Here is a 23,968-nt window from a genome sequence, read left to right on the forward strand (position 1 = left end):
TCCCGTAGGGTAGGAAGAGAAAAGAAGAAGAAGCTGGTAATTGCTATTTTTTCTTGCTGGCTTTCCAAGTGCCACCGTAGAAGTAAAAAGGATTGTTTTTACTTACCGATTCCCAACATTTAAGACACAAAAAAAACCACTGCCCCGACTCGTCATACCGGGCGCGGTAGAGAGTCGGGGCAGATTGGGAACAGCGATCGCAATATTTGATTCTGATTGCCCTGGCCATTGTTACTCAGTTTTAAACAATAACGGATTCTTGAGGACGGGCGAATATCATGCGGCCGGCGCTGGTTTGCAGGGCGCTGGTGACTACGACTCTGGCTTCGCCACCGACATAGCTGCTGCCGGCTTCTACGACAACCATTGTGCCGTCATCCAAGTAACCGATTCCCTGAGAGGGTTCTTTGCCTTCTTTGCGGATTTTTAGTTCGATCGTATCTCCCGGCAAATAAGTCGGGCGCACCGCATGAGTCAAATCGTTGATATTCAAAACCGGCAGTTTTTGGACGGTAGCTACTTTCGATAAGTTGTAATCGTTGGTGAGCAAAATGCCGTCGATATCTAAAGCAAATCGGACTAATTTTGCATCGACTGTGGCAATATCTTCGTAGTCTGCCGAGTGAATTTGAATGCGTTCTGGATATGTTTCTTTGATGCGGTTGAGTACATCTAAGCCGCGGCGTCCGCGCACTCGCTTTTGATCGTTGGCGGAATCAGCTACCAGTTGCAGTTCTTGGAGCACGAATTGGGGCACGATAATTTGACCTTCGAGGAAACCTGTTTCTAGCAAGTTTTCAATTCTGCCGTCAATAATGCAGCTAGTATCGACAACTTTGGCAGTGGCTGGTTTGAAAGTACCTTCGGCTAGCAACACCGTGTCAAAGCTTTTGGGGTTGATCAGTCGCAAGAAAGCGCGGCCGTGGGTGTCTGTCAAACTGACCCCTGTGAAGCCGAACATGACGCTACCCAAGACTGCGACTAAAGGTTTGATGAAGCCGAACTCGCGGGGTATGGGCAGCAGGAACAGCGGAGCCAGCATTAAGTTTGCTACTAGCAGTCCGATGATTAAGCCGATCGCCCGCGTCAGCAGCATCTCCACCGGCATATCGCGGACTTGTTTTTCTAGGCGGCGATAGGTTGTTTGAGCCACTAATCCCATCACGAAGCCGATTAATGCTCCAAAGGAACCTAGTACAGAACTTAAGCCTTGTATATTTGTAACTTGCAGCAGCAGATTGCTCGGCAGGAGTTCGACTCCGTAATAGCCGATGCCTCCGCCTGCGATTATGAATGAGATTATTATGATTGCGTCTAGCATTAGTTCTAGGTTAATGAATTTATGCCTATTATATCTTTCTAGTGCTGATACTTGTTTTCATGCTTTGGTCGGATATCGCTATATTTGCTGAGGGATTTTTATAAACTTATATTTACCCGTTGTACCCTTTGGGGGATGTGCCAGGGAGCCGATCGGGATTTAGCGCGCCCCGCCGCCAGCAGGCACGAGGTGCGAATAGACCGCGATGCGGGCTGTTGGGGAATTTTGGCAGATCAAAACGGGTACGAGGTTAAATTAAAAGAGCCGATGGTTCGCACCCCTTTTTTTGTCAGAAAATGTCATAATATACATAATTATTCATGATTGTTTAATTAAAACTTTAGATTTGAAGTGGCGCTTTCGGCTTGAGATATAATGAACCCTCCCACAGATTATTTAACATTTGAATTAAAAAAAAGTGTGCAAGCGGCAAATTCCGGCATTCCTAGTTCGGCTTACCTGCATATACCTTTTTGTCGCCGCCGCTGTTACTACTGCGATTTTCCGGTTTTTGTGGTGGGCGATCGCAAAAATGGCGAGAATTCCGGCACCATAGTCCAATACGTTGCTGTACTGTGTCAAGAAATTCAAGAAACTAAAAATTTAGGCGCATCTCTCAAAACAGTTTTTTTTGGTGGCGGCACGCCTTCGCTGCTTTCTGTCAGTCAGTTGAGCAATATTTTAGAGACTCTCGACGGCAAATTTGGGATTGCTGCTGAGGCGGAAATTTCTATAGAAATAGACCCGGGTACGTTTACTTTAGAACAGTTGCGGGGATATGCAGCGGCGGGAGTAAATCGAGTGAGTTTGGGAGTGCAAGCTTTTCAAGATGAATTGCTGCAAGCTTGCGGGCGATCGCACTCTGTCGCTGATATTTTTGAAGCAGTGGAAATAGTGCGATCGGCTGGTATTGTCAATTTCAGTTTAGACCTAATTTCGGGACTGCCGCACCAAACTTTAGAAAACTGGGAAGCTTCCCTGAAATCGGCGGTGGAAATTTCCCCGACTCACCTGTCGAGTTACGACTTAATTGTTGAGCCCTTAACTGCTTTCGGGCGCTACTTTGAAGCAGGCGCGCAGCCGCTACCAGCAGATGAAACCGCTGCTGGAATGTACCGTTTAGCGCAGGAAATTCTGACCGGCGCTGGTTACGAACATTACGAAATTTCTAATTACGCTCGCGATGGCTATCAGTGCCGCCACAACCGCGTTTATTGGGAAAATCGCCCTTATTACGGTTTGGGAATGGGGGCGGCGAGTTACGTGGAAGGCCGGAGGTTGACTAGACCTCGCAAAACTCAAGAATATTATCAGTGGGTGCGATCGATCTCTCGCCTCAATTCCCCTGCTAATCCTCGAATTGGGGGGGAAACCCAGCCAGATATTTACCCAGCAATTGAGCCAAGTTTTCCCGTTTCAGAAAATGACGTTTTGTTAGAAACGCTGATGCTAGGTTTGCGTTTAGCAGAAGGAGTTAGCCTGTCGGCGCTGACTGAAAAGTTTACTCAGCAAACGGTTGATAAAATTTGGCGTTGTTTGCAGCCCTACTGGCGGCAAGGATGGGTAGAAATTATCACTGCGGATGGGGCGATCTCAAATTTAGGAGAGGGCGCGAAACTGCCACTGTCGGGCAATTTGAGGTTGAGCGATCCCGAAGGTTTTTTATTTTCTAATACAATTTTAGCCGATTTGTTCAGCAAGTTAGGCGAGGATAATTAGCTCTGTCTCAGGAAGTATATCCCCCGGCAAGCGCGATCGACCCTAAAGCCGTGGCCGCCAATGCGATCGAAAGGAAATTCAATTGCTCCCTAGCTCGATCATCTCAAAAATAATATATTTTATATCGATCCCTAAACAAATCTTAAAGGTGAACTAAGCCTTGAGATAGACGCCACGACTGCACTCCAGCCGTCATACTTAAGACTGAACATTTAAAAAGTAATTTAATGAACACTTTAACTATCGAGCGCAACCAAACCCAAAAGCAGCCCAGCCTTGTAATTAGCGAGCGCGGGTGCAATCCGGCTTCCAAGTGTAATTTTTGCGGTCACTACCAACAGGCAAGAGGTTCTGTCGGTCACTGTCAATTGTTGAATGCACCTGTTAAGGGAGGATGGAAATCTTGCACTTTAGCAATGCCGACTTTTGCACCTTCTTGGGAATAGGGGGAAGGCGCTGATGTTTTCCCGGAGAAATTTATTAATTAACCCAAAAAATGTATAAAAAATGTATAAAAAATTCTGTTTTAACTGGGAATATGCTATAATAAGCTTAGGTCTTTTGCCACTCGCTCGCACCATTGCACAAACAAGTTAAAAAGATGAATTTGACACTAAATCAGGTAATTTCCGAAGGTCATACGCGCATTTTGTGTTGGTATCTTAATAATACTAGCAAAGTGCAAATCGCTCGCATTACAAATATTCCTAATTGGTATTTTGAGCGGACGGTTTTTCCGGGAGAGCGTTTTTTGTTTGAAGCGTTGCCGGAAGCTCAATTAGAAGTTTGCAGGAGTGCGGATACGGGTGGTATAGTGTGCGAGCGAATTTTGTGCGATCGGCTGCGAGTTGAAGAATTAAGTACGGCTGATTGAAGATAATTCCCCAGACTTACCAACGAGAGGTAGAAACCCGGTTTTTTTTCAGAAACCGGGTTTCTTTGTATCCCACATTCCGCAGATGTGGGTGGAATTTTTTTATCAGTTGTGAAAAGTGGGAACCCCAAAGTTTTTCCGTTGAACTTATGCGATTTTAACGTCACGGGAGCCGCTCAAATCTCCCGAAATTAAATAAAGTGAAATAATTGACTTTTTTTAATAGCTTGATGGCGCTGTTTTCTCGAAATAACTCAGCTTTTTAGCCAAGCCAAATCCTGCCAACAGCTAATTATCTTGACTAATAAATGTGGATTATTCACCAATATCTACAGCTTAATAACGAGCGTCATCCACCTAAAAACATTAAATAGTACCTACTGCAATACTGTCCTAAATGCTTTAATACATCTTGACGGTCTTGGGTTAAATTGCTCACGTGTTTAGAGCCATTGACCGTCACTAAATGTACCGCTTGAAACATCTGAAATATCCATCGCATTGTCGGTTTATTGGTGAGCTTCTTTACCTGATTTCTGACTCCCTCATTGGTAGCTGATAATTGTTGTCTCAATTTCCTTTGTGCCAAAGTATAAACTAACAAGCACAGTCCCATTATCATTCCTATTGCTTCGACTCGCTCGGGATTTTTCACAAAGACGCTTGATGTAAAAAACAATGGATCTTTGATAAATCTAAATCCTCTCTCGTTGCTTTGCTGCGCTTTGTACTCTAATAGTATCTGTGCGTCGCTCACCTCTTGAGTGTCTAAGATGTTGGTGGCTAATATAAATCTCCCGGCTGCGATTTGTTCGGCTTCTATTACTGATAACCGGGTTTCTATTTGACCCGTAATTTGATAAACTGTTGGATTTGTGTGCTTCTCTAGTTTCTGCTTGCTTGTCGTTTTTTTGGCTGGTTTTTCTCGGCATTCAATTTCTGTGATTTGGTGATACTTCCAGGTATCTGATAATCTTTTTATCGCGATTTCTGCGTCGGCTATACACGCAAACTCTTGTCTGAATAGCTTGCGTAGTGAGTCAGAAGCTGATTCTAATTGTTTCTCTACTTGCTGGGCTATTTTTTTGAGGGCTGCTTGTTTTCTGAGTTCGCTTTCTACTACTATCCATCTTTGTTTTATGTTGGCATACTCGCTGGTTATGGCTGCTATTTTGTAGCCTTTTATTTGAGCTGATTCCCAGTCTTTATCTTCGATAGCTAAGATTTTTTGTCGGGCTGCTTTGATACTTAATGGCACTCTGGTTATCCATTTCATTCCTGCCATTGCTGATAACTTTTCTGCTGTGTATAAGGCACTGTCTGCTACACAGATTCCGTCGAAAGTCCATTGGTTTTTAAATTCTTTGAGTCGGGCTACAAAAACGCTTTTGTCATCGGCGTTTCCGTCATCTATTTTGAGATACAATGGTACGTCTCCATCACCGCTAACTATGGTGTCAATGATAAATTGTTTGAGGTCGGGTCTTTTGTCTCTTGAATATCCGTGAACGATTTTTATGGCTTTCATTTCATCGGGTGGGTTTGATGAGTCTGTTTCAATGTCTTGACTCTTTTCCTGACAAGTTTTGTATGCTCCTTCTACTGATATTGAACTGCTGTCTAGATGAACGCTATTCATTTCTACTTGAAATTTATGAGCTGCTTTTAGGGCGATCGCTGTGAATAATTGTGTCGTTCCAGCTTGATGGTATTTGTCTAATGCTCTCCCGATTCTGTCATCCGGCAAATTGTTTGGGGGTCACTCCTTCTCCGATTAAATGTTCTGTTGCTTTTCCTACAAAAAATGTGTCGAATAGGTAGATTGGGGCGCTCAAAAACCCTAATCCGTTCAAAATCATCGCTTTCATGACTTGTCCTGGGCTGAGGGTTTCTTTGTTGCTTATCCCCACTTTTTTGTTGACTTCTTCTACCAATTCCATTTCATCTATTATCCCGGCTACTATTCCCAAGTGGTCTAAATTTACGATATTTATCCCCGATAATGGCTGGTTCATGATTTTTAGAGTTGCTTTACTGCAGAAATCTATTATACACTAAAAACTCCCAAACGATTGCCGTGCAATCGTTTGGGAGTTTTGTGTTTCCGAATCTATCTTCCTTTTCTTCTGCTTGAATATCTGCGGAATGTGGGTTGTATGATTATAAAAACTCGGTTCGCGATCGCACTCCCAACCTCATAAACCCGGTTGATTCCTAGATTTCTCGTTACTAAGCCCCAAATTCGTAGAAACTCACATCTTGCACCATTCTCGCTTAACAGGCTTTCCGGCCTGTTCCACAAGAAAATCTACTCTTTGTGGAACAGGCCGGAAAGCCTGTTCCTAAAAAGCTTATTGACAAGGGTGCAACCTCTTAGTATAAACCGGGATTCTCGCCACCCCATGCGTCAGCCCTGAAACTGTCGGAAATGTGGATCTAAGCTAAATTATAAAAAATCCACCACTCTTCAATCCTAAAACCCGATGTCCCTCACCGAACAAATCCTCTCCCAAATGCCAGGAGACGCCCTCACAGGCCTGAGAAAAGTCGATCGACTCTGGGAAAACCTCAAACAAAACACCGCACCAGCAGCCCAAGCAGTCAAACACAGCCAACAACCCCTCGAAACCCTCGACTTCGACATAGTTATCGGCGGCGGAACCCTAGGAATATTAATCGGTACAGCCTTAGCCGTGCGGGGTTGGCGAGTAGCCTTGATAGAACGCGGCACCCTGCGAGGCCGCGATCAAGAATGGAACATTTCTCGCAAAGAATTAGACGCATTCTTAGAACTAAATTTGCTCTCTGTTGAAGAGATAGAAAAGGCCATAGCCACCGAATATAACCCAGCCCGCATCAGCTTTGCCAACACCCCAGACATTTGGGTGCGCGACGTACTCAACATCGGAATAGACCCAGTTTACCTCCTAGAAACCCTGAAACAGCGATTCCTCCAAGCTGGAGGAAAGCTATTTGAAAATACACCATTTAAAACAGCAACCATTCACCCAAATGGAGTCCTTGTAGAATCGGCCAACACCGATACACCACCTGCTACAAATTTATTTAAAACCCGATTATTATTAGACGCAATGGGACATTTTTCGCCCATTGTCCGCCAAGCTAGACAAGGGAAAAAACCCGACGCCGTATGTTTAGTAGTCGGTAGTTGCGCTCAAGGATACCCCAAAAACGACACCGGCGATATATTTGCATCCTTCACCCCAATGCAAAATCAGTGCCAATATTTTTGGGAAGCATTTCCAGCCAGAGACGGCCGCACCACCTACTTATTTACCTACATAGACGCCGACACAGAAAGATTCAGTTTAGAAACATTATTTGAAGAGTATTTGCGCTTGCTTCCCCAATATCAAAACGTCGAACTCGAACAGTTAAAATTCCAAAGAGCACTCTACGGATTTTTTCCCTGCTATCGCCAAAGTCCTCTCAAAACGCCTTGGAATCGCCTACTCCCAGTCGGAGACAGCAGCGGTAGCCAATCTCCCCTCAGCTTCGGCGGTTTCGGCGCAATGGTGCGTCACCTCAAACGCTTGACTTTAGGAATTGACGAAGCTTTGACAAGCGACAGTCTCAGCAAAAATTCCCTCGCACTTTTGCAACCCTACCAGCCGAATCTATCAGTTACCTGGTTGTTTCAGCGTTCGATGAGTGCTGCGATGAATCAAAAAATAGACCCCAATCAAATCAATCAACTTTTGGCTGCCGTATTTCAGGTAATGGAAGAGTTGGGAGAACCGGTACTCAAACCGTTTCTTCAAGATATCGTGCTGTTTCCGGCTTTGTCCCAAACCCTGTTTAAAACAGCAATTAGCCATCCAGGATTAGTTATGAAAATTATCCCGCAGGTTGGAATAGCTAATTTGCTCGATTGGATCGTTCATTATGTAAATTTAGGAATTTATACGGGATTGCAGCCTTTGGGGAAAGCCGTAGAACCGCAGGTAAAAAATTTAGCACCGGAACAGCAATACTATTTTCACCGATTAGTTGAAGCGTGGCAATACGGCGCGGGAGGCGATTATTAATTAATTGTGGCACGGGCATCTTGCCCGTGGCGAATATATGAACAGGCAAGATGCCTGTTCCACAACACAATATAATTTATTGATTCATTAACTGTGGCACGGGCATCTTGCCCGTGGCGAATATATGAACAGGCAAGATGCCTGTTCCACAACACAATATAATTTATTGATTCATTAATTGTGGCACGGGCATCTTGCCCGTGGCTAATATATGAACAGGCATTTTGCCTGTTCCACAACACAATATAATTTATTGATTCATTAATTGTGGCACGGGCATCTTGCCCGTGGCTAATATATGAACAGGCAAGATGCCTGTTCCACAACATAATTATATATGAACAGGTAAGATGCCTGTTCTACAACACAAATATATATGAACAGGCAAGATGCCTGTTCTACAACACAAATATATATAAGTTGTGAGTTATGAAGGAGCTATAACTGCTAAAGCTTGGGGAATCACTCGAAATTTTGCAGGCGTGTAAGTTGTGATTTCACCGTCAGTATTAATCGGACGGCGTTTGCTAGTATTAACCTCAAATTCTTGAGCTTGCAATGTGCGAACGTTAGGCCGACTGGTATGATTTCCTTGCTTCATAGCCGGCAGTAAACCAATGATTTCCCACCAGTTTTTTGTTTCCAAACTGTACAAATCCAGTCGCTTGTCGTCGATTGTGGCATCCTCGGCAACTGTCATCCCGCCGCCGTAATAGCGGCCGTTGCCAATGGCTATTTGAATAGTTTTAACATTAAAAGATTGGTTGTTTACCTTAATTTCGGCTCGAAACGGTCGCGCTGACAAAATTGTCTGCAAAGCAGTAAAAGCATAAGCTAAAATTCCCCAGCGCTGCTTGACGTTTTTAGTCAGCCGCTGGGTAATTTGCACGCTCAATCCCAAACTCGCAACATTAAAAAAATGTTGGCCGTTAACCCAACCCAAGTCTATTAGCCGAACTTTACCGCTGGCAATTACTTGACAAGCTGCTGATAAATCTGTAGGAATTCCCAGAGTGCGGGCTAGGTCGTTAGCCGTTCCCATCGGCAAAATACCCAAGGGTAACTTGGTGTCTATCAAACCTTCTATGGCGGCGTTGAGAGTGCCGTCGCCACCGCCAATTATTACTAATTCGACTCGATTTTGGTAGCGGCGAATAGTGTCGGAAAGTTCGTGGGCGTGGTCGGTAGATTCTACCATTAACTCAAAACCCAGTGCTTCTAATTTTACAGTGGCTTGAGATAATAGCTTTTGCCCTTTTCGGGAGTGCTGGTTTACTAAAAGTAGAGCTTTCTTCATTTGTTAATTTTTAATTAGGAATATTGCGTATTTTAAATTACAAAAAGTATAGCTTGATGCCTTAACTGCATGAAATTAATGCTTTACTTCCATTTTACCAGTTATGATGGATTGACAAAAATGTTAAAAAATGGATAATTGTAGCAAAAGATTCGTAAAAAGTAGCTCCATCCGGCTCTGACCTAGCAGCAAAAAACCTTGCTTATCGATCGAACTTAATTTAAAATCATGTATAATATTTTACAAAAAGCACAAGTCGCGGCCGATCGCCAAAACTGGCCAGGGTTAGTCGAATGCTTGCAGCAAGTGACAGCCGACGGTAGCAAGCCGCAGGAAGAACACATTTTAGAGCAAGCTGTCAGTTTAGCAATAGAAGCCTTAAAATCGGGCGATTTTCAAGACCGCTGGGAAATTGCTAAAGTATTGCCAAATCTGGGAAATGGCGCGATCGCACCTTTAATTGCCGTGCTCGAAGACGAAGACGCAGACACCGAACCCCGGTGGTTCGCCGCCCGCATCCTCGGAAAGTTTGTGAAGCGAAGCTATCCCGTAGGGAATCGCCCGGAAGTGATTCAAGCTTTAGTAGAATTAGTCAAAAATTCCGACGAAGAATTGAGCCAAATCGCCGCCGAAACCCTAGGGAATTTCGGCCCGACAGCCATAGAATCCCTCGCAACTCTCCTACTCCAAGAAGACTCGCGACAGTTTGCTACAGCAGCACTCGCCCAAATTCGGCGCACCGAAACCATCCCACCGCTGTTGAGCGTAGTCGGAGACTCTCAAGTTGCGGTGCGGGCAGCCGCAATCGAGGCCCTGAGCAGCTTTCACGATTCCCGCATCCCCCCGGTACTGGTAGCAGCACTCAAAGATCCGGCGACAGCAGTCAGAAAAGAAGCCGTGCGAGCTCTGGGTGTGCGCGCCTATTTAGATGCAGAATTAGATTTAGTTAACTTGCTCAAACCTTTGCTTTCCGACATCCGATTAGAAGTTTGTCAGCAAGCGGCGATCGCGATCGGGCGAGTGAAAACCGATGCTGCTGCTGCTGCTTTATTTGAATTGCTGCGATCGCCAATAACTCCGGTTGAATTGCAAATCGAAACTGTGCGCGCCCTAAGCTGGATGGAAACTGCAACCGCTTTAGCATATTTGCATCAGACATTAAGGGCGCAATTTACTAACATAAATTATACTGTTTGTCAAGAGATAGTCACGGTTTTAGGGCGAGTAGAAAAGCCGGAATTAAAAGCTGTTGCTGCTGAAATTCTGATTGATTTGTTGAAAACCGATCATCCGGCCGTGCAGGAGGCAGTTAGCAAAAAATTTTTAGCTTTAGGTTTAGGAAAATTAGGAGATATGAGAGGGCTAGATGCTCTGATTCCAATGTTGGGCGACGCAGACAACAGCGTCAGGCTACACTGCATGGCAGCGCTCAAACAGCTAGGTGCTGCTGAGGCTAGGCAAAAATTAGAAAGCTTAGTGAAACAAGAGAGTCTCGAACCAAAATTGAAACAAGGAATTGCGATCGCCCTGCAAGAATGGCAATAAAATTAAGAGCGGGCGGATTTACGGAGAACATTTAAATTTAGGGTGCGCCATAAGCACCTTACGTAGAAATTAAATATTGAATTTTGAACTCGATAACTGAAAAATCACAACTTTAGCTGTGCTCAATTGGCAGTCGGACTCGGAAAGTCGAGCCGAGTCCTTCCCCAGGACTTTCGGCCCAGACACTGCCGCCGTGGAGTTCCACGAGATGGCGGACGATCGCCAACCCCAGTCCCAGCCCGCCGTAATTGCGCGTAGAAGTGCTGTCAGCTTGGCGGAAGCGATCGAACACAAAGGGCAAAAACTCCTTGCTGATGCCAATTCCCGTATCGCTAACAACGATCGAAACAGAGTGAACCGGAGACGGCCCAGACAAGATGGCGCCACCCCCTGCTCCCGGTTCCCCATCCTCCGAGAGCGTGATTTCCACGCGACCCGACGGCGGCGTAAACTTAATAGCATTCGAGAGCAAATTAGACACCACCTGCTGCAAACGAGTAGCATCGCCCTTCACCAAGCTCACCCCTTCGCCACAAAAACTCACCAATTCAATTCCCCTAGCTTCAGCATCAGGGATCAGCGCCTTCACCGCCGTTTCTACAATCCGCACCAAATCCACCGGGAACAGCTTCAAACACACTTTGTTGCTCACAATCCGGGAAACATCCAGCAAATCCTCAATCATCTGAGTTTGCAACCGCGCGTTTCGCTCAATAGTCTCCAAACCCACAGCCGTTTTTTCGGCACTCATCTGGCGCTGCCGCAACATCTGGGCCCAGCCCAAAATCGCGTTCAGAGGCGTCCGCAACTCGTGAGAAAGCGTTCCTAAAAACTGGTCTTTAATCCGGTTGGCCTCCGCTGCTTCCCGGTAAAGCCGCGCATTGTCGATCGCCACCGCCGCATCCCGCGCCAAATCCTCCAGCAAAATTAAATCCTCCACCCCGCAGCGGCGGCCAGACTCCCCGCACAGCAACGAAATCACTCCCAGCGTCCGCCCGCGAGCGATCAGTGGTACGCAGATTGCCGACAGCACCTGGGATTGGGAGCGCAGCACCAACTGCAGTTCCCTGTCCGGGACAACTGCTTCGATCACCCATTGCGGTATTTCTGGGTATAGCTTCGACTCACCAGTCCGCAGCACCTTTGCTACTCCGTGCCGTCCCTGGGGGTCGAGTGGCATACGCCGATCGATTTGCCACAGCAGATCGACTTTGCTCGGATCTGAGTGAGCAACTGCTTGCAAGCGGATCGAGCCGTCGGCATCGAGCAAATGCACACAGCACCAATCCCCTAGCCCCGGTACTGTTAAATCTGCCAAACCTTGCAGCGCCTTCTCGTAATCCAGGGAAGCCGACGACAGCAAAGCCAAAGCTTGAGCGTTAAAATAGGCTGTTTGGGCCGATCGCTGGCGATCGTCAATATCGGTACAAGTCCCGAACCATTTAAGAATTTTCCCCTCAGCGTCCCGCACGGGCAATGCCCTGCCCAGATGCCAGCGGTAAGCCCCGTCAGAGGCTCGTTTAAAGCGGTATTCCACCTCGTAAGTCCTCCCCGTCTGCACCGAGGTCTTCCAGCTTTCTACAGCATCTTCCACGTCATCTGGATGCAAAACTGGCTGCCACCCCCAGCCTTGAGTTTCCTCCAGCGTCAAGCCAGTATATTCAAACCAGCGCTGGTTGTAGTAGTCGAGCCAGCCGTCGGGTCTGGCAGTCCAAACTATTTGCGGGATGGCTTCAGCGAGGACGCGGTACAACTGTTCGCTGGCTTCGGCTTCGCGACGAGCGGCCTGTTCCCGCGCCAATGCCCAATTCCGCTGTTCTTCGGCTTCTTTGCGAGCGGTGATGTCGCTAATTACGCCGATCCATTTGCAGGGATTGCCTTGTTTGTCAAGCACTGCTTTGCCCCGATCGATCCAATGGAGCAAGCCACCCCGTTGGCACTGAACGCGGTATTCCTCAAAAAATGGGGCGGCAGAACTGTCTGGCGCACTCAAATACCGATCGACTGCGACCAAAACTCGATCGCGGTCGATCGGGTGCAAGATACTGTTCCAAGCTGCTCTTGTCCTCGGAAATCCGCCTTTTGCGTACTCCAAATGTTCGTCTACGTGACCGAACCACAGCACGATGTCGGTCTCGATATCCCATTCGTAAATCAAATCACTGGCACTTTCTGCTGCAATCCGAAACCGCTCTTCAGACTGTCGCAGCACTTCCAGAAACTTAAAGCGTTCAGTCACGTCCAAAACCAGAGACAGCACCGATACCAACTGTCCCGAATCGCTGTAAAAAGCCGAATTGTACCACTCGCAGTGTACCAACGAACCCCTCTTATTATAATTGCTGTTGCGAACTACATTGCAGCGATTTTCTGGTTTTTTTAAACTATAAATTGCAGATTCTACCTCTGACAAATCGCCCTTGGAAATAAAGTTCCAGTCGCTAAAATGCTTGCCTAAAACTTCTCTTTTTTCCCAGCCAAAAATATTCTCGGCCGCCGGCGACCACCCGCTGAGACGAAAGTTTTCATCCCACTCAATCACCGCTAGGGGCGTATTTTCAAAATGAGAAGTGAGTTTTTGCAGCGCCTCGCGCAGGGATGCTTCTACTTGCTTGCGCTTAGTAATATCGCCAAAAGAAATAGCAATGCCGTCGCCCAATTTAACGGTCATAATCCGAAACCAGCCGACAATGCCTTCGCTTTCGCTGTTGTAATAAATCTCGGTATCGAGGGGAATTCCTGTTTCTGTAACTTGGACGTAACTGTCGAACAAACCGCTATATTTATGGCCCGGCAGCACTTGCAGCAATCGCTTGCCGATTAATTCCTCTGGGGTACTCTGCTGAATTTTTGCTGCAGCAGGATTGACGTATTCCCATTCAAAATCCACAATTGTGGATTCGTCGCGGATGCTGCGGAACACGTTAAAACCGTCTAGAGATAATTCCTGAAAAACGCGGAAGCGTTCTTCGCTTTCTTGCAGCTTGCCTACGGTGTCAAGCAGGAGATCCTCGACTCGCTCTCGCTGCGTTATTTCTGCAAGCAATTGCTGGTTAATTTGCTGGAGTTCGGTTGTGAGGGAGGGGACGGAATTTGTAATATCAGAGTCGGCTTGCAGTCGATCGACCTTTTCAGATTCCAGCGCCGTATTTCCTGGAAAAGAGGCCGCCCCAGCCAAAGCCAACACTTGAGAAATCCAAGGTCTCAGGGACGCTACAGCCCACAAAGAGATGATAGCGGTAACGGGGGCGATCGAACTTGACAGCCAGTAGCTGGGGTGCACCAGCATCCAAACTTGCATCAAGTAAGTTGTCCCGCCCCAGAAAAACCAGGCTCCCAATAGGATAAACCCCTTGCTCAAAGGCACGTCCCGCTGCTTCCGGGCATAGTATGTCAGAAGTGCTGGAATTGAATAATAAGCCAAGGCAATTAACACATCGCTGACCACCTGCAGTCCCATCAACTGGGGTTGCCACTGGCAACAGCCATCTTGCGGAATAAAATTGTGGTTAAATGACATAATCTTAATAAAGAGCAGCATTTCGGCTTTCCTGTGCGATCGATCTTAGTTGCACTTGTGTTGCTGACCCGCTAATTTCTAGTTTATACACAAAAAAACATAAAACAAAAGTGACTTTAGTCCGGGGAGGAAAGTTCACAGCAGGGTTTAACTAACCTGCCTGAAATATTTGTCCATTTATTGAGAGGTTTAGGGAGAGTGAGGTACTATAATTCCCAAGGAGGTACGAAATTCAATGCTATCTTTTGAATTCACAACTTACGGAAAAACAGAGCAATTGAGCGCGCTTGATGAAGAGATTACTAAAGTGCCGTTGGGTGAAACGGTTTAGCTAGCAACTGGCAATAGTCGATAAATTCATCTTTATTGAATCTATTTTTTGATAAGTTTGCAGATTCAGAAATCCCTTCAACATAGGAGAATCGACCTCTACTTGGAGGCTCAGAAATCCTGCCGGAGCAGATTGATGCTTAGAGCGCAGCATCCCCGCCTCTGGCGCTGGAATCAAAACTAATCTGTACCTGTATCAAAGTCTACTAAATTCTGCTACTACATCGGTTAATGTCACAGATTATGTTCCAGTAAAATTTCTGAAACCATCTCGAATGAAACATCCATGCGCTTAGAGCAGCTTCAAGCATTTCTTTCAGTGGCTGAAACTGGTAGCTTTCAGCAAGCGGCCCGGAAGTGTGGCGTTACCCAATCGACTATTAGCCGCCAAGTGCAGGGATTAGAAGCGGAAGTGGGTTTGTCGCTGTTTCACCGCACGGCCCACGCGAAACTGACTGTGGGAGGGGAATGCCTACTGCCTCACGCTCGCAAAATCTGTCAGACTTGGCGAAATGCTGCTGAAGAATTGGGAGACTTACGGGCAGGAAAGCAGCCGGAACTCTGCGTGGCGGCGATTCATTCGGTTTGCGCTGCTTATTTGCCACCTGTGCTGCAAAAGTTTTGCCGCGACTATCCAGACGTGCAATTGCGAGTGACTGCCCTCGGGAGCGATCGAGCTCTGAAAGTCCTCAAAGACGGTTTGGTTGACATCGCTGTGGTGATGAACAACCGCCATTTTACTCAAGCCCCGGAAATGTTGGTTGAGGTGCTCTACAATGAGCCGATCGAGGTGTTGATGGCGGCGGGTCATCCCCTGGCACAGTACGATCGAGTACCTTGGCCGGAATTGATTTGTTACCCGCAAGTGGTGTTTAAGGACGGGTACGGAATGCAGCGGATGGTGCAAGAACAATTTGGACGCATCGGTGCTAAACTTCATGCTGTTTTGGAACTCAACACTCTTGATGCTTTTCGGGGTGTGGTGCGACAGGGAGAATTGATTGCTTTGCTGCCGCATTCAGCTTTGGTGGAGGCGAAGGGCGATCGTACTTTAGCAATTCGGTCGATCGCCCCAGAGCTCTCAAATTCCAAGGTTTCGACGATCGGTCAATTGGCCGCAGATCCCACTTGGACTCGCGAAGTGGTATTGGTGACAACTCACGATCGAATGCAAATTCCGCCGATCGCCCATTTCTGGAATTTGGTACGCGAATTTGTGCCGCCATTTGATGTAATCAACCTAGAAAAATCAGGGAGTTAATACCATTTTAGATATTATATTTTATATTTTAGATTGGGAATGACTGATGAAATAAGGGTTTGGACATTTCCAACAATTGCCTTCTTTTTGGGAACTGGTATAATTCGATAATTTTGAATAGATAGTTCTGAAATTTAAATTTAAAACGGTTCAAATACTACCAATTACCCCTTACCAATTACCAACTTCAAATGTTATGAGTGACGCATTTAGAGAATTGCTGCGAAAAATTGGCAGCGGAGTACACACAGGAGAAAACTTAACTCGCTCGGAAGCAGCAGCAGCCACGCGGATGATGCTGCTGGGGGAAGCAACACCAGCTCAAATAGGAGCTTTTATGATTTCCCACCGCATTAAACGGCCCACTGGGGAAGAATTAGCGGGAATGCTCGATGCTTATGAAGAATTGGGGCCCCTTCTTGCCCCCCCAAACCGAGAAAAAGGGTTTTCCGTCTCTACCGTCGCCGTGTTTGGCGTTGCTTACGACGGGCGATCGCGCACGGCTCCAATTAGCCCAATAACCGCCCTAATTTTAGCCGCATCTGGCGTCCCAACCCTCATGCACGGCGGGGATACCATGCCAACCAAGGAAGGCATTCCCCTGATTGAAATTTGGCGCGGTTTGGGAGTTGACTGGAGAAAACTGAGTTTAGAAAAAGTCCAGCAAGTTTTTGACAATACGGGTTTGGGTTTTGTGTACCTTCCCAAGCATTTTCCTCAAGCCGCCGCTTTAGTGCCCTACCGCCGCGAAATTGGAAAACGGCCACCTTTTTCGACAATGGAGTTGATGTGGTGTCCCTGTGCCGGCGATGTTAACGTCATATCGGGCTACGTCCACCCGCCGACAGAAGGTATGTTTCAAAAAGCCTTTGACTTGCGGGGAATCAAAAATTATACCACAGTCAAAGGATTGGAGGGAAGCTGCGATTTGCCGCGCGATCGTACTGCGATTATCGGCATTGCTAAGCCGGATGCCGAGTTTGAACGACTGCTTTTGGCCCACGGAGATTACGGTTTTAGCAACACAAATCCGGCATTTGAATCAACCTCTGAGTTATTAAAACAAATGCAGGAAGTGTTGCTTGGAAAACCCTCAGAAGTGATGCAGTCCGCTATCTGGAATGGCGGATTTTATCTGTGGCGCAGCGGAGTTTGTTTGGATATGAGCTCGGGTTTGATTGAGGCAGAAACTTTATTAAGTCGGGGTCAAGTCGTGCAAAAACTTGAGGAAGTTAGCCAAGCCGTTAGTGTTTTGAGTTGACAGTTGACAGTTGACTACTGACTACTTACTACTGACTACTAGACATCTCCAATAATTATTGTGGAACAGGCATCTTGCCTGTTCAAAACAGACAATTCTTGCGATAACTAATGACTACTGACTACTGACTACTGACTACTGACTACTGACTACTGACTAATGACTAATCATAAAATTGCCGTAATTGTGCTTGCAGGCGGCCAAAGTTCGCGGATGGGTAGGGATAAAGCTCTACTGGAAATAGAGGGCAAATCCCTCTTGCAGCGGGCGTTGGAAGTTGCCGCAGTTGTAACCCCCGAAGTTTATGTTCTGACTGCTTGGCCCGATCGCTATCGATCGACCTTAACCGAAACATCCCAATTTCTGGTAGAGTACAATCCGGGATCCGGGCCCTTGGTTGCATTGACTCAGGGATTGACAGAAATTGCCGCCGAGTGGATTTTACTGTTAGCTTGCGATTTGCCTTTGTTGGATGCCCAGATTATTCAGAATTGGGCAAGTCAGTTAACAGAGTTTCCCCCATCAACTTTAGCAGTTGTCCCTTATCAAAATTCGCGCTGGGAGCCTTTGTGCGGCTTCTACCGCCAACAATCTCTGCCCAGCTTGCAAAGTTTTATTGACAAAGGAGGACGTTCCTTTCAAGTTTGGTTAAATCAAATACCCGCAATCCCTTTACCTGTAGGGGAACGAGAAGCAGTAATGTTATCGAATTGCAATACATTAGAAGAGTTTGAGCAATTAAAAGGTAAAATGAGTAACTGTTGACTTTTGACAGTTGACAGTTAACTGACTAATTACTAATTACTATTTACTAATGATTAACCAATATTGGTTGCTCGATCGCGATATAACTTTCCTCAATCACGGCTCTTTTGGGGCCTGTCCGATTCCCGTACTCGAAGCGCAAACCATTTTTCGAGAACAACTGGAAAGAGAACCATTGCGCTTTTTACTGCGGGAATTTGAACCCTTGTTGGATAATGCGAGAAATCAGTTAGCAGCATTTCTCGGTGCGAGTGAGGATGACTTGGCTTTTGTGCCGAATGCGACGACGGGAGTAAATGCAGTTTTGCGATCGCTCTGTTTTTCTCCGGGCGACGAATTGCTAACTACAAATCAGGAATACAACGCTTGCCGCAACACACTTAATTTTGTAGCCGAGCGTACAGGCGCTAAAGTAATAGTAGCAGAAGTCCCCTTTCCCATTGAGTCACCCGACCAAGTTATTGAAGCAATAATTAAGTGCGTTTCACCGCAAACAAAGTTAGCCTTATTAGACCACGTTGTCAGCCAAACAGGTTTAATTTTTCCCATCAAACAGTTAGTCGGCGAGTTAGCTAACCGTGGCGTGGATGTATTGGTAGACGGAGCTCACGCGCCGGGAATGGTAGCACTGAATTTAGAGGAAATTGGCGCAGCTTATTATACGGGAAATTGCCACAAGTGGCTGTGCGCGCCGAAAGGTGCGGGCTTTTTATACGTGCGGCGCGACAAACAAAATGCCATTCGGCCAACTACAATCAGTCACGGTGCTAACTCGCCCCGTGCTGATAAATCGCGCTTTCAACTAGAATTTGACTGGATGGGAACAGTCGATCCTAGCCCCTATTTGTGCGTGCCTGTAGCTATTGATTTTATGGGTTCTTTGTTGAGCGGCGGCTGGCCGGAATTGATGGCAAAGAATCATGCTTTAGCATTGGCTGGAAGAAAAATATTGGCGGACAAATTAGATTTGCCGCTACCTTGTCCTGATGAAATGGTGGGTTCGATGGCTGTTGTGCCGCTGCTAGACTCCCAGTCTGATGTGGTTGCAAAGGGAGGAATTCCACCTTTGCAAGAGGCGCTGTGGGAGATTTTTAAAATTGAAGTTCCGGTGATTCCTTGGCCGAATGCTAGTAAGCAGTTGGTGAGGATTTCGGCTCAATTATACAATACTTTGCCGCAGTATCAATATTTAGCTAATGCCCTGGTTGAGCTGACGAGAATTTGAGCGGGATTTTCCCGAAAAGAAACATCACACCCAGCTACAAATAGTTATAGTTTGGTAGTTAGGGTGTCGGTTCTCATAGTTGGGATGAATACAGACTATTTGTCCTTACTATAAACGTAGTAATGGTTATACAAATAGGCACCATAAGAGTAAAAATCCTGGCAGTAATCACCTTTATTTCTGTTTAATTGGGATACTATTTATACTAATTCTCAAAACTCATGCAACAGTAGCTGTAGGGTGCGTCGCCACCTGCCAATCCTAAAAAAGAGCGACAATCTCCAAGCGACGCACCTTACCTGAAGCGTGAGCGTAAACAAACCAAAAACTCATAATTGTTGCAAGAGTTTGGAGAATTGGTATTACATAAAATAAAAAAAAACACAAAAATAGATATAAAGCCCCATAGCCCTAAACTTCGCCAATCCGCCAAAACCGAATAAACTTTGTAAATAACCCGCGAAAATTCCTAAGTTAAAACAGGGTTGTCAAAGCGGATAGCGCACAACTTCCGCGCCACAGAATATAATGTATCAACAGTTGCATTTTTGCAGACAAAAAAAGGAAATGAAAAGAGGCGAATACCATGTCCAATGCCATGATGGTAATTTACCCCTATCGCGAACAGTACACCTGGGTTTTTGACGACGAGCGAGTCGGACTTGTCCGAGAACCATTTGTTCAGGGCGTCCCCGAAATGATTAACGCGCTTGTCGCAGACATTCCCAATGCCGCCCAAGGTTTCCGACTTTTATTTTCAGCCAATCCATTTCCCGGATATCAAGCAGAAATGCTGTGGTTGAAAGCAGAATACGGCGGTAACTGGTATCGGTGGGAATCGAAAAATCTCGAAGGCTGGCTGTGTCCGGCTATGTTCAAATACTTCCCAGAAGCACCGCCCAAGTTTTACTGCAAAGCTGAAAAACTGCAATAACCAACAGCAAGTCTATGAAAAACTTGTCAATTTTTAAAAGAGACTTTGTTACACCAGTCGCTGAAATCTCTCGAAAAAAGCCTAAATTCTTCCTGTATATAGTGGGGCTATTTTTCCTAGTTTTCACAGCCGCCATCTCGGCTACATTGGGTGCAATTACCGCCCTTTTAGCTCCCGTGGAACCGCCAATTATCAATAGAGTATTAGAGGCGACGGGCTTTGACTATCTATCCTCCAACCGCTCTGGATACCGCCTGTCGCGGTCAGTTAATATCTTGATATTGGGAATTGACGCCATGCCAGAATCTGCTGCCAATTCCCCTAAGATATTTAACGGCCGCAGCGATACGATACTCTTATTTCACCTCGAACCTAGAGATAAATCTATTAGTTTACTTTCAGTTCCACGAGATACTAAAGTCGAAGTTCCCGGAATTAGATTCAGCAAAATTAGCGAAGCTAATGCTACGGGAGGAGCAGCTTTGGCGACGCAATTAGTTAGCAGTATGCTGAACAATACGAAAATTGAAAGATACGTGCGAGTCAGCAGCAATGCGTTTCGGGAATTAGTCGATTTGTTGGGCGGAGTTGAGGTATTTGTACCTCGCGCGATGTCCTATACAGATACTGCCCAAAAGTTAAAAATAAACTTAGGCCAGGGATGGCAAACTCTCAACGGAGAACAAGCAGAACAATTTGCTCGATTTCGCAACGATGGTTTAGGAGATATTGGCCGCATTCAGCGGCAGCAATCTTTAATTCAAGCTATTCGGGACCGCCTCGCAAGTCCATCAGCATTGGTGCGCTTGCCACAAATTGTTCGATTGATGCAAAAATATGTGGATACAAACCTAAGTTATGAGGAAATATTGACGCTAGCCAATTTCGGTTTGCAATTGGAGCGAGATAATTTTAAAATGGTAATGTTGCCTGGACGTTCTAGTTCAGAAACAGGGGATTTGAGGAGTTATTGGATTGTAGATGCGCTGGGGCGCGATCGCATTATGACACAATACTTGAACCAGAGCGTGCCGGATTTTGAACAAGGACGATTTCGCAACCCAACCGAGTCCCTGTTGCCCAAAAACCTCAAAATATCTGTCCAAAACGCTTCTAGCAAACCGACAAGCGCAAAAAACGTTGCTGAATTTCTCACAAAAAAGGGATTTTTTAATGTATCTGTAGTGCAGGATGCGCCCCAAAAGCAGCGTCAAAGTCAAATTATTGTTCAGCAAGGCGATTTAGAGGCAGCGAATCTACTGCAAAAAGAGTTAGGCGGCGGTAAACTTGAAGCATCTTCTACCGGTGAAATTAATTCTGACTTGACGCTTCGCGTTGGCGAAGATTGGGTAAAGCGATTTTAATTAGTCATGAGTCATTAGTCATGAGTCATCAGTCATTAGTCATTAGTCATTAGTCATTAGTCAGCAGTTAACAGTCAACAGTCAACAGTCAACAGTTAACAGTTAACAGTCAACAGTCAACAGTCAACTATGCCCAATTCCCCATTCCCATCATCATGAAAAGAGTTTTCCGAATTTTCCTGAGCCTGGTTTTAAGTTTAGTGTTGGCTTTTGGCTGGGTGCTGCTGAGTGCTACTCCGGCATTTGCCCTGCCGAAAACAAATATTAATTACACAAATATTAATTTGTCCGATCGCGATTTTTCCAACTCTGATTTAGCGGGGGGAACATTTGTCGCTGCGGAAATGCGGGGAACAAACTTTCAAGGTGCTGATTTAACTAATGCGATTTTGACTAAGGGAGTTTTGCTGAATGCAAACTTGTCAGGTGCCAACCTCTCCGGCGCTTTGGCAGATAGAGTTACATTCGACGGCGCTAATTTGACAAATGCTAATTTTTCCGAGGCAATTATGACTCGAACTCGGTTTTTTGATGCTGCAATTTCCGGCGCTGACTTTACTGACGCGATTATCGACGCTTATCAAGTGACTCTCCTGTGCGAGAAAGCAGATGGTGTCAATCCCGTGACGGGAGTTTCTACTCGCGAAAGTTTGGGATGTCCGTAGGAATTCACACTTAAAGAAAATCCCTGGCTAATTATTTGATTAGATGCACCTGTAGGAAAGTGAAATACACAAATTAAAGCCCCTCTCCTGCAAGGCGAGGGGTTTGAGGAAATTTCCCATTATCGGCTCTATCGAGCGCTACAAATGTCTGTGCTGGCAGTACCAACTACCAAATCGGAATTCAACAGCAAATCTAGATCGGTGTCGGGATTAACAGCATACAAATCGACTTTATCTCGACCCAAAAATACCCCGATCAAAGTCCCGATTCCCGCACCGCCGAGCACCTCTTCAGTTGCGATCGCCCGATCGCCCGTAACACCTGCGATCGCCGCCGCTGCTGCTGCACCCAACGCCGTATTCTTAACCAGATTACCAACATTAACGCCCTTGGTAACAGTTTCTTTCCTAGTAATCACTTGCGAAGTGGCATTGAGAGGCACTCTGCTGCCGTTGATTATACTTAATTCTTGAGCCACAAACTGAACGCCCGAAGCAGTCGATCGCAATTCGCCGCTAATTTTCGAGCCTTCGGGTATCAGCACTTGGCCATTATTACCCGTGATATCCGAAGCAACAGTCAGCGTAATCGGAGATTTGTCATTGGGGGCGAGCAAAATCTTGCCTTTTGCATACTCGATTGGGATAGTCACCCCCCTGGGAATTTGCACAGCAACAGATTCGCTAACATCAATCTTGGCAATGTAAGGAGAATTAATTGCTCTTGCTTGATTGGTACTCACTAATGTTTGATAGATAAAAGCAGCTACTTCAGCTCGCGTTGCTGACTTGTTTGGTTTGAGAGATTTAGGATTGGGATAGCTGACAACCAACTGTTTTTCAGTAGCAGCAGCAACGCTTTTGACAGCATAAGTTTGAATCTCACCCGCATCATTATAGTAGCTGAGAACATCTTGAAAATCGCACGTAGGCTCATAGCCCATTCCGTTATTTAAAGCGACTACAACTTGAACGCGAGGAATTTGCTGTGTCGGCCTGAAAACATTGCCGGGATAGCCAGACATCCATCCCATTTCGTAAGCTTCGGCGATCGCCCCGCTTGCCCAAAAATTAGACGGAACATCGGCAAACCTCACAGCATCGCGGGTTTTTGCCTTTTTCACAGAACGGATCATTGCCGCAAATTCAGCCCGCGTTACGGGTGCATCCGGGCGGAAAGTGCGATCGGGAAATCCTTTGATAATTCCTCTTTCTGACAAATCTTGGATAAAGTCTTTTGCCCAGTAGTTATTATTAACATCCGAAAAAGCTGTCTGAGCAAAAGCAGGCGCGGGAGTTAGCATCGGCGCTGCGGTTCCGGCAACTGTTCCCAGTGTTAATAAAACAGATGTACCAGATTTAATGCGATGTAATACAGACATTTTTGATTCTCCAATTTACACAAGTTTTTTATTGAGGAGAACTAAGCTTTTGATAGGCTGATTGATTCTGCCCAACTTGCTCTTTCCCTCGGTTATGTAATCATTATTGAAGAATTTTACTTATGGTGCGGGGAAGATACGGTCTTTTAAAATAAATATTTTTATGGTGATTGGGTAATTTTAAAATGCTTAAATTCCTTAAAATCCTTATGTTGCTTATCTCCCTTATCTACCTTGAAATTATAGAGTTCTGGATGCAGAGCCTTTATATGTAGGGGCGGTGCCAAGAGCGCCCGCCCTCACTCGACTAGATTAATGACTAATAACTAATAACTAATGACTACTATCTAATGACTACCGACTACTGACAACTAACTAATAGACCTCTTGCAAAAAAGATATATGTTATAATCAGAAGTTTTAATTTTAATCGGCTAGAGCTAACTCATGATTGTA

Annotated in this window: 17 protein-coding genes and 1 pseudogene; 12 read left to right on the forward strand and 6 right to left on the reverse strand. The window is 45.8% G+C overall.

The features are described 5' to 3' along the window. Positions 1 to 241 precede the first annotated feature (241 nt). The gene (locus QUA88_RS15455; protein ID WP_333057600.1) at positions 242 to 1,321 is read right to left on the reverse strand and encodes a PIN/TRAM domain-containing protein; all 1,080 of its coding nucleotides are present in this window, start codon (positions 1,319 to 1,321) and stop codon (positions 242 to 244) included. 375 nt (positions 1,322 to 1,696) lie between these two features. Between QUA88_RS15455 and hemW the strand changes: the two genes are divergently transcribed. The 3 genes from hemW to QUA88_RS15470 all read left to right on the forward strand — a co-directional run bounded on the left by hemW (position 1,697) and on the right by QUA88_RS15470 (position 3,914). Further along, entirely contained in the window at positions 1,697 to 3,040 is a 1,344-nt protein-coding gene (hemW, locus tag QUA88_RS15460) for a radical SAM family heme chaperone HemW (protein WP_333272474.1), read from the forward strand. Positions 3,041 to 3,267: 227 nt separating this feature from the next. Further along, positions 3,268 to 3,486 carry a hypothetical protein gene (locus tag QUA88_RS15465; RefSeq protein ID WP_333057597.1) on the forward strand — a complete coding sequence of 73 codons (219 nt, stop codon included), beginning with the start codon at positions 3,268 to 3,270 and terminating at the stop codon, positions 3,484 to 3,486. Between the two features lie 155 nt (positions 3,487 to 3,641). Then, the gene (locus tag QUA88_RS15470) at positions 3,642 to 3,914 is read left to right on the forward strand and encodes a DUF1830 domain-containing protein (protein ID WP_333057596.1); all 273 of its coding nucleotides are present in this window, start codon (positions 3,642 to 3,644) and stop codon (positions 3,912 to 3,914) included. A gap of 349 nt (positions 3,915 to 4,263) precedes the next feature. Here QUA88_RS15470 and QUA88_RS15475 read toward each other — a convergent pair. Then, positions 4,264 to 5,929 (reverse strand): annotated as a pseudogene (locus QUA88_RS15475) (IS1634 family transposase). 468 nt (positions 5,930 to 6,397) lie between these two features. On the opposite strand from QUA88_RS15475, the gene QUA88_RS15485 reads away from it, so the two are divergent. Then, positions 6,398 to 7,963, forward strand: coding sequence for an FAD-dependent oxidoreductase (locus tag QUA88_RS15485; protein ID WP_333272483.1), 1,566 nt, complete (start codon positions 6,398 to 6,400; stop codon positions 7,961 to 7,963). Here QUA88_RS15485 and QUA88_RS15490 read toward each other — a convergent pair. Beyond that, a complete protein-coding gene (locus QUA88_RS15490) occupies positions 7,960 to 8,205 on the reverse strand; it encodes a hypothetical protein (RefSeq protein ID WP_333272486.1) in 246 nt (81 codons plus the stop codon). The two genes, QUA88_RS15485 and QUA88_RS15490, sit on opposite strands and share 4 nt — an antisense overlap. Before the next feature lie 185 nt (positions 8,206 to 8,390). Beyond that, on the reverse strand, positions 8,391 to 9,260 hold the full coding sequence (locus QUA88_RS15495; protein WP_333156102.1) for a lipid kinase: 870 nt from the start codon (positions 9,258 to 9,260) through the stop codon (positions 8,391 to 8,393). A gap of 228 nt (positions 9,261 to 9,488) precedes the next feature. Here QUA88_RS15495 and QUA88_RS15500 point away from each other — a divergent pair, with 228 nt between their 5' ends. Further along, the gene (locus QUA88_RS15500) at positions 9,489 to 10,805 is read left to right on the forward strand and encodes a HEAT repeat domain-containing protein (RefSeq protein WP_333272489.1); all 1,317 of its coding nucleotides are present in this window, start codon (positions 9,489 to 9,491) and stop codon (positions 10,803 to 10,805) included. A gap of 112 nt (positions 10,806 to 10,917) precedes the next feature. Here QUA88_RS15500 and QUA88_RS15505 read toward each other — a convergent pair whose 3' ends face one another. Then, positions 10,918 to 14,325 carry a PAS domain S-box protein gene (locus QUA88_RS15505; protein ID WP_333057591.1) on the reverse strand — a complete coding sequence of 1,136 codons (3,408 nt, stop codon included), beginning with the start codon at positions 14,323 to 14,325 and terminating at the stop codon, positions 10,918 to 10,920. A 616-nt stretch (positions 14,326 to 14,941) separates the two neighbouring features. Here QUA88_RS15505 and QUA88_RS15510 point away from each other — a divergent pair. The 7 genes from QUA88_RS15510 (at position 14,942) to QUA88_RS15540 (ending at position 22,130) form a co-directional block, all read left to right on the forward strand. After that, positions 14,942 to 15,916 carry a LysR family transcriptional regulator gene (locus QUA88_RS15510; RefSeq protein ID WP_333272492.1) on the forward strand — a complete coding sequence of 325 codons (975 nt, stop codon included), beginning with the start codon at positions 14,942 to 14,944 and terminating at the stop codon, positions 15,914 to 15,916. Positions 15,917 to 16,112: 196 nt separating this feature from the next. Continuing rightward, entirely contained in the window at positions 16,113 to 17,177 is a 1,065-nt protein-coding gene (locus QUA88_RS15515; RefSeq protein ID WP_333057588.1) for an anthranilate phosphoribosyltransferase family protein, read from the forward strand. Positions 17,178 to 17,336: 159 nt separating this feature from the next. Then, complete coding sequence (locus QUA88_RS15520) at positions 17,337 to 17,942, forward strand: molybdenum cofactor guanylyltransferase (RefSeq protein WP_333057586.1); 606 nt, start codon at positions 17,337 to 17,339, stop codon at positions 17,940 to 17,942. A 49-nt stretch (positions 17,943 to 17,991) separates the two neighbouring features. Then, positions 17,992 to 19,167 carry an aminotransferase class V-fold PLP-dependent enzyme gene (locus QUA88_RS15525; RefSeq protein ID WP_333057584.1) on the forward strand — a complete coding sequence of 392 codons (1,176 nt, stop codon included), beginning with the start codon at positions 17,992 to 17,994 and terminating at the stop codon, positions 19,165 to 19,167. Between the two features lie 586 nt (positions 19,168 to 19,753). Then, on the forward strand, positions 19,754 to 20,101 hold the full coding sequence (locus QUA88_RS15530; protein WP_015175132.1) for a DUF6717 family protein: 348 nt from the start codon (positions 19,754 to 19,756) through the stop codon (positions 20,099 to 20,101). A gap of 14 nt (positions 20,102 to 20,115) precedes the next feature. Then, complete coding sequence (locus QUA88_RS15535; RefSeq protein ID WP_333057583.1) at positions 20,116 to 21,465, forward strand: LCP family protein; 1,350 nt, start codon at positions 20,116 to 20,118, stop codon at positions 21,463 to 21,465. Positions 21,466 to 21,620: 155 nt separating this feature from the next. Continuing rightward, positions 21,621 to 22,130, forward strand: coding sequence for a pentapeptide repeat-containing protein (locus tag QUA88_RS15540; RefSeq protein ID WP_333211565.1), 510 nt, complete (start codon positions 21,621 to 21,623; stop codon positions 22,128 to 22,130). Between the two features lie 128 nt (positions 22,131 to 22,258). On the opposite strand, the gene QUA88_RS15545 is transcribed toward QUA88_RS15540, so the two are convergent. Further along, positions 22,259 to 23,512, reverse strand: a complete 1,254-nt coding sequence (locus tag QUA88_RS15545; protein WP_333272497.1) for an S-layer homology domain-containing protein — start codon at positions 23,510 to 23,512, stop codon at positions 22,259 to 22,261. Between the last annotated feature and the right edge of the window lie 456 nt (positions 23,513 to 23,968).

The organism is Microcoleus sp. D3_18_C2 (assembly GCF_036702395.1).
In the GTDB taxonomy this organism is placed as follows: domain Bacteria; phylum Cyanobacteriota; class Cyanobacteriia; order Cyanobacteriales; family Microcoleaceae; genus Microcoleus.

Coding starts and splice junctions, on each gene's coding strand:
- QUA88_RS15455 (WP_333057600.1), bottom strand. CDS start 1,321: ATGCTAGACGCAATCATAATAATCTCATTCATAATCGCAGGCGGAGGC.
- hemW (WP_333272474.1), top strand. CDS start 1,697: ATGAACCCTCCCACAGATTATTTAACATTTGAATTAAAAAAAAGTGTG.
- QUA88_RS15465 (WP_333057597.1), top strand. CDS start 3,268: ATGAACACTTTAACTATCGAGCGCAACCAAACCCAAAAGCAGCCCAGC.
- QUA88_RS15470 (WP_333057596.1), top strand. CDS start 3,642: ATGAATTTGACACTAAATCAGGTAATTTCCGAAGGTCATACGCGCATT.
- QUA88_RS15485 (WP_333272483.1), top strand. CDS start 6,398: ATGTCCCTCACCGAACAAATCCTCTCCCAAATGCCAGGAGACGCCCTC.
- QUA88_RS15495 (WP_333156102.1), bottom strand. CDS start 9,260: ATGAAGAAAGCTCTACTTTTAGTAAACCAGCACTCCCGAAAAGGGCAA.
- QUA88_RS15500 (WP_333272489.1), top strand. CDS start 9,489: ATGTATAATATTTTACAAAAAGCACAAGTCGCGGCCGATCGCCAAAAC.
- QUA88_RS15505 (WP_333057591.1), bottom strand. CDS start 14,325: ATGTCATTTAACCACAATTTTATTCCGCAAGATGGCTGTTGCCAGTGG.
- QUA88_RS15510 (WP_333272492.1), top strand. CDS start 14,942: ATGCGCTTAGAGCAGCTTCAAGCATTTCTTTCAGTGGCTGAAACTGGT.
- QUA88_RS15515 (WP_333057588.1), top strand. CDS start 16,113: ATGAGTGACGCATTTAGAGAATTGCTGCGAAAAATTGGCAGCGGAGTA.
- QUA88_RS15520 (WP_333057586.1), top strand. CDS start 17,337: ATGACTAATCATAAAATTGCCGTAATTGTGCTTGCAGGCGGCCAAAGT.
- QUA88_RS15525 (WP_333057584.1), top strand. CDS start 17,992: ATGATTAACCAATATTGGTTGCTCGATCGCGATATAACTTTCCTCAAT.
- QUA88_RS15530 (WP_015175132.1), top strand. CDS start 19,754: ATGTCCAATGCCATGATGGTAATTTACCCCTATCGCGAACAGTACACC.
- QUA88_RS15535 (WP_333057583.1), top strand. CDS start 20,116: ATGAAAAACTTGTCAATTTTTAAAAGAGACTTTGTTACACCAGTCGCT.
- QUA88_RS15540 (WP_333211565.1), top strand. CDS start 21,621: ATGAAAAGAGTTTTCCGAATTTTCCTGAGCCTGGTTTTAAGTTTAGTG.
- QUA88_RS15545 (WP_333272497.1), bottom strand. CDS start 23,512: ATGTCTGTATTACATCGCATTAAATCTGGTACATCTGTTTTATTAACA.